6 protein-coding genes are annotated in these 6,160 nt (G+C 36.6%); all 6 read right to left on the reverse strand.

Features of this window, described 5'->3' with window-relative positions; all coding sequences use genetic code 11:
- Positions 1-149: 149 nt before the first annotated feature.
- Positions 150-512 (reverse strand): hypothetical protein, encoded by a 363-nt coding sequence (locus tag ACEN4N_RS10800; RefSeq protein ID WP_407090343.1) that lies wholly within the window; start codon positions 510-512, stop codon positions 150-152.
- Between the two features lie 195 nt (positions 513-707).
- Positions 708-1,784 (reverse strand): ABC transporter substrate-binding protein, encoded by a 1,077-nt coding sequence (locus ACEN4N_RS10805; protein WP_407094223.1) that lies wholly within the window; start codon positions 1,782-1,784, stop codon positions 708-710.
- Positions 1,781-2,608 carry an ABC transporter permease gene (locus ACEN4N_RS10810; protein ID WP_407090341.1) on the reverse strand — a complete coding sequence of 276 codons (828 nt, stop codon included), beginning with the start codon at positions 2,606-2,608 and terminating at the stop codon, positions 1,781-1,783. The genes ACEN4N_RS10805 and ACEN4N_RS10810 overlap by 4 nt, the downstream gene beginning before the upstream one ends.
- A complete protein-coding gene (locus ACEN4N_RS10815) occupies positions 2,601-3,419 on the reverse strand; it encodes an ABC transporter permease (RefSeq protein WP_197105179.1) in 819 nt (272 codons plus the stop codon). Before ACEN4N_RS10815 ends, ACEN4N_RS10810 begins: the two co-directional genes overlap by 8 nt.
- A 9-nt stretch (positions 3,420-3,428) precedes the next feature.
- Positions 3,429-4,520 (reverse strand): ABC transporter ATP-binding protein, encoded by a 1,092-nt coding sequence (locus tag ACEN4N_RS10820; protein WP_407090345.1) that lies wholly within the window; start codon positions 4,518-4,520, stop codon positions 3,429-3,431.
- A gap of 275 nt (positions 4,521-4,795) precedes the next feature.
- Entirely contained in the window at positions 4,796-6,007 is a 1,212-nt protein-coding gene (locus ACEN4N_RS10825) for an acetyl-CoA C-acetyltransferase (RefSeq protein WP_407090339.1), read from the reverse strand.
- Positions 6,008-6,160: the final 153 nt, after the last annotated feature.

Here is a 6,160-nt window from a genome sequence, read left to right on the forward strand (position 1 = left end):
ATTAACCATATCAGAAAGGGGGTCTTTTTTCATCACCTAATGGGTGATGAAGCAGATTACTTTAAAGACTATTAAATCAATGTTAGGAAAGACTATTAGTAAAACTATGAATTATTCAGGTTTATAGATTTTCATTATTTTAATAAATATTAATGACTTGTCACTTCAATCGTGCATAAAGATTCAACGTCAGGCAACTCCTCATTATTGATTTCAAAAGCAATAATCCACTCACCCTCAGGAATTAACCCTGCCTTAGCTTCATTGCTTGTATAGAGGTCCTTCTCGTGAATTTTAATGACACGTCTCTCGTATATTTGAGTTGTCTCTGCTCTCAAATTATAATTGCTATCATACACTAGAATTAAGTTAATGTAATCATAGGCCATTTGAAATGACAAAATAAGCCCATCTTGATCTTCAGGTACGACAAATCGTTCAATAATAAAGGATGAAGCTTTGGTAAATTTTTTCTGTGATATGTCAATATTTAGCTTGTCCAATAGCACCATTATCCATCCTCCTCTTTTGTTACTACTATCATACCAAGCTAATATAAATTTAATGAAAGTTTCTCGTAAATTTTATGTAAAGATTCTCCTTTAAGATTACAAATATATTAAATAACAACAAAAGAGGATTGAATAAATGGAAAAGTCTAATAACTCACCATCTATCAATCCTCTTATTTTTTATTGGAAAACCGTTTAGTCTCTTGGTTCGATCTTCACTTCTAAGAATAAATCATTATATTCAATTAATTTCTCTTGCCCTAATCCACGATATACTTCCAATTTATCTAAAGCATCTTCACTTGGATAAAAGGCTTCATCGGAAATGACTTCTGGATCCATTAAAGCCGTCGCCGCTTCATTCGGTGTTGAATAACCGACGTAATCAGCATTTTGCGCTGCTACTTCTGGTCGAAGTAAGAAATCAATTAAAGCATGTGCCCCTTCAACGTTTTGTGCATTATGAGGAATCACAATATTATCAAACCAAAGGTTTGACCCTTCTTCTGGTAAGACATACGCAAGTTCTGGATTCTCCCATATTGCCATGGACGCTTCTCCAGAGAACGTCACCCCAATCATCGCTTCTTCGTTACCAAGATGCATCTTCATCTCATCTGCAACAAGGGCTAATATATTTGGCATCAAAGTTTTCATCTTGTTCGTTGCTTCTCTTAATCTTGTACTATCTGTTTCATTTAATGAATAGCCAAGTGATTGTAAACCAACGCCTAAAACTTCTCTCGCCCCATCGTAAATCATAATATTATTACGGAATTTCGGATTCCACAAATCATTCCACTGTTGAACTTCACTTTCATCAACATAATTCGTATTGTAGATAATACCTAATGTTCCCCAAAAATACGGAATCGAAAAACGGTTATTCGGATCAAACTCTAAATCCAAGAACCGCGGATTAATGTTCTCTAAGTTAGGTAACAATGAATGATCAATCTCTTGTAACAAGTCTGCTTCAATCATTTGTTCAATCATATACTCACTAGGAACTGCTACATCATAACGTGTTCCGCCTTGTTCAATCTTCGTCATCATCGCTTCATTCGAATCAAAGGTTTCATAGATAACCGAATAACCTGTCTCTTCCTCAAACTGAGTCAATAATTCTGGGTCAATGTAATCTCCCCAGTTATAAAAGACAATCGTATTGCCATCTGTCAGTCCTAAACTACTTTCTAACTGATGTCTAAAACCAAATAACACAGCAACAATCAGTAAAATCGCTAATAACATGGTCATTAATTGTTTCATCGCAGACCACCTACTTTTTTATTGGCTTGTTTACGAATACGTCTTTGATCGCTCGTTTGGATTTGATAATAACCAAAGACTAAAGCTAACGCGAGTACAAACATTAATGTACTTAAAGCATTAATTTCTAAACTAATACCTGTTCGCGCTCTTGAATACACTTCGATCGAAACAGTACTAAAGCCGTTCCCAGTAACGAAGAATGTTACCGCGAAATCATCGAGTGAATAGGTAAAAGCCATAAAGAAACCAGATACAATACCACGAACAATACTTGGTATAACGACACGTGATAATATTTGCCAATGCGTCGCCCCTAAATCTTGGGCCGCAGTAATCATGTTCGGATTCATCTCATATAAACGAGGTAAAATCATTAACACAACAATTGGAATACTAAAAGCTACGTGAGCCAAAAGGACACTCCAAAAACCTAAACGAAGTGGCAATATACTAGAGAATAATATTAAGAAACTTGCCCCCATCATAACATCTGGTGTGACCATCAAGACATTATTCGTATTCAATAAAAATTGCCGCTGACTATTCAAGCGCGCATAATAAATGGCAATCGCCCCAAAAGTTCCAATCGCTGTCGCAATCGTCGCTGACAGTAAGGCAATGATAAACGTATTCATGATAAATGATAATAACCGCTGATCAGCAAATAATGTCTGATAATGTTCTAAAGTAAAGCCTGTAAAATCAGACATATTCCCAGCACTATTGAATGAATAGGCTATTAAATATCCAATTGGCAAATACAATATAATAAATACTGCGATAATGTATAAGTTTGACCACTTAAATTTTCCTTTAGTCATTACTTGCACCTCCTTGATCGTTACGGCTACGAGTAAGGAACATAACTAATACCATTGAAACCATTAAGACAACACCAATCGTGGCACCCATTCCCCAGTTTTGGGTCACTAAGAAATGCTGTTCCACTGCTGTTCCTAAGGTAATGACTCGGTTCCCACCGATTAAACGCGTTAACATGAATAAAGATAGAGAAGGGATAAATACTGCTTGAACACCACTTCTCACTCCACGCATCGATAATGGCATCACTACTCGTCTCACTGTCACCCATTCACTTGATCCTAAGTCCGTACTTGCTTCAATCAGTGAATGTGGTATCTCATCAATCGAATTAAAGATTGGCAACAACATAAACGGTAATTCAATATAGGCCGCCACTAATAAAAAGGCAATATTCGTAAATAATAACTGTTGTGATTCAAAACCTAAATTCGTTAAAAATGAATTAATTGGTCCTGTTTGACTTAAAATCCCAATAAAGGCATAGATTTTAAGTAATAAGTTTATCCACGTAGGTAAGATAATCAACAATAGCCACAAATCTTTACGCTTTGTCTTTGTTAAAAAATACGCCATTGGATACGCAATAACAAGTGTGACCAATGTGACTAAAAAAGCATATAAAAATGAGCTAGCAGTCATAACCAAATAATTTCGATTCGTAAAATAATGAATATAATTATCAAAAGTAAACTGACCGGCGATATTAAAGAATGACCGATACAATAATAAAAGAATCGGTGCAATGACAAACAATATAATCCATAAGTAATACGGTATCGCTAATAAATGATGTTTTTTCGTATTCATTGCCCACCTCTAGTCTTCATACTGTTCTAAACGGGCATCAAAATCTTCTTCAGATTCGTTGAAACGCATCACATGAATATCGCTTGGACCGAATCGCAATCCGATTCGAGAACCAGTTTCAACTTTTTTAGTTGTATGAATCATCCATTCATTATGATCTTCGTCGTAAGCAATGACTTCGTTAAAGACACCACGGAATAATTGAGTATCTACTTTAGCAATCAATTGACCTGCTTCAGGTGACGTAATTTCAACGTCTTCGGGGCGAATAACAACCTCTACCGCTTCACCACTTGGTATCCCACCATCTTCACAGTCAAACGTATGACCGACAAATTCAACCCGATAATCTTCGATCATCTTCGCAGCTACAATATTACTCTCACCAATAAAGTCTGCGACATAACGGTTAATCGGCTCATCATAAATATCGACGGGTGTTCCTGATTGAACAATTTCACCGTTATTTAAGACATAAATCCAATCCGACATAGCTAAAGCTTCTTCTTGATCATGAGTAACAAAGACAAACGTTATTCCTAAACGTCTTTGTAATTCGCGCAATTCATATTGCATGTCTGTTCGAAGTTTTAGATCTAGCGCAGACAAGGGCTCATCTAATAAAAGAACATCTGGTTCATTGATCAGTGCTCTCGCAATCGCTACACGTTGCTTTTGTCCACCTGACAACGCATCAATGTAACGCTCTTCAAACCCTTCTAAGCGCACTAAACGTAACATTTCTGAAACTTTCTCCTTAATCGTCGCTTTATCGACTCCTGTGACAGACAAGCCAAAAGCGATGTTATCAAAGATATTCATATGCGGGAAAAGTGCATAATCTTGAAAAACAGTGTTAACCTTCCGCTGATTTGCTGCAACTCTCGTAACTTCAGTACCATCGATTAAGACTTGGCCTGATGATGCTTTTGTAAACCCAGCAATAATACGTAGAATCGTTGTTTTACCACACCCTGACGGGCCTAATAAAGTATAAAATTTACCTTTCTCTAATTCCATATCAATGGATTTTAACACTTGTGTATCGTCGAAGGATTTTGTTACCCCATGCAACTCCACACTATAACCTTGTTTTACCATATGCACATTCTCCTCTGCATAAATTTTTGTCATTATTGACTCCTTTGAAACCGATTTGAAAGAAAATTTGTCTTTCGAGATGAAATTATAGCACACGGTGTTTAAGTAAGACACAATTATTTTTCCCAATATTCTACTTTTTTTAATTTGCTATAAAGCTTGATATATTAGCGTTTATAATCCTTTACAAAAAACTCAACAACTCTAGGTAAATGTTTACTAGAATTGTTGAGTTTCTCAGATGTTTTATATAATATGGACCATTTTTGGTCTGTTTACACGTTCTTAACTGCCATACTAATTCCCATGCCGCCCCCGATACATAAAGATGCCAGTCCATATTCGGACTCAGTGCGTTTCATTTCATGTATCAAGGTGGCACTTATTCGAGCTCCTGAAGCTCCAATCGGATGTCCAATGGCAATCGCACCACCATTGGGGTTTACTTTAGCCGCGAGTGCTTCATAAGTTAAGCTCGTATCTTTAGTCAATTCCTTCATAACACCGATCGATTGTGATGCAAAAGCTTCATTCAATTCAATAACATCAAACTGTTCTAAGCTTAAACCCGTCTTCTTCATGACACTATTGATTGCTTTAACTGGTCCAATTCCCATAATTTTTGGATCAACCCCACTTTGGCCAAAGCCTAACACTTCAACTAATGGTTCTAAGTTGTGTTCTTTAACGAATGCATCTGAGACAACAAAAGCAAAAGCTGCCCCGTCATTGATTCCTGATGCGTTCCCTGCAGTGACTGACCCTTCTTTATCGAAAGCCGGACGCAATTTATTTAACTTTTCTAAATTTGTTGAATGATTGATGTATTCATCTTCTTCAAATACGACCGCTTGACGACGTTGTTGAACTGTTATTGGTACAATTTCATCTTTGAATTTCCCCTCTTTTTGAGCGAGTCTTGCTTTCTCTTGCGTATTCATGGCAAATTCATCTTGTTCTTCACGAGTGATTTCAAATTTACTTGCAATATTCTCAGCTGTTATTCCCATATGAATTCCTGAAAAGGCATCTGTTAACCCATCTGTTAACATTGTGTCTTCTAAAGAAAAGGCACCCATTTTATTTCCTTTTCGAATGTTGCCTGTCGTTGCGAATTTAGCTTGGCTCATCGACTCCACTCCACCGGCAATAATACAGTCCGCATCACCTAGTTTCACATGGTTATATGCTTCATTAATGGCTTTTAGACCACTCCCACACAACATATTCACCCCATAAGCTGGTACATTGATTGAAATGCCTGCGTTAACAGAAACTTGTCGGGCAATATTTTGGCCATGACCTGCACTTAAGACATTCCCGATGATTACTTCATCCACCTTGTCTTTGACGATCGTGTCTTCTTCTAACATCTTTTCTAATAATTTTGACCCAATCTCAGCGGGTGATAAATCAGATAAACTCCCTAGAAAACTTCCTACTGCGGTTCTTTTAATTGATAATATATAAACTTTTCTCTCTTGCATAACTATTAACCCCCATCTATCTTTTTACCTGAATAATTCATAGTTTTACTAATAGTCTTTCCTAACATTGATTTAATAGTCTTTAAAGTAATCTGCTTCATCACCCATTAGGTGATGAAAAAAGACCCCCTTTCTGATATGGTTAATTCACCA

It is taken from the genome of Ruoffia sp. FAM 20857, assembly GCF_045528645.1.
Taxonomy (GTDB): Bacteria; Bacillota; Bacilli; order Lactobacillales; family Aerococcaceae; genus Ruoffia; species Ruoffia halotolerans.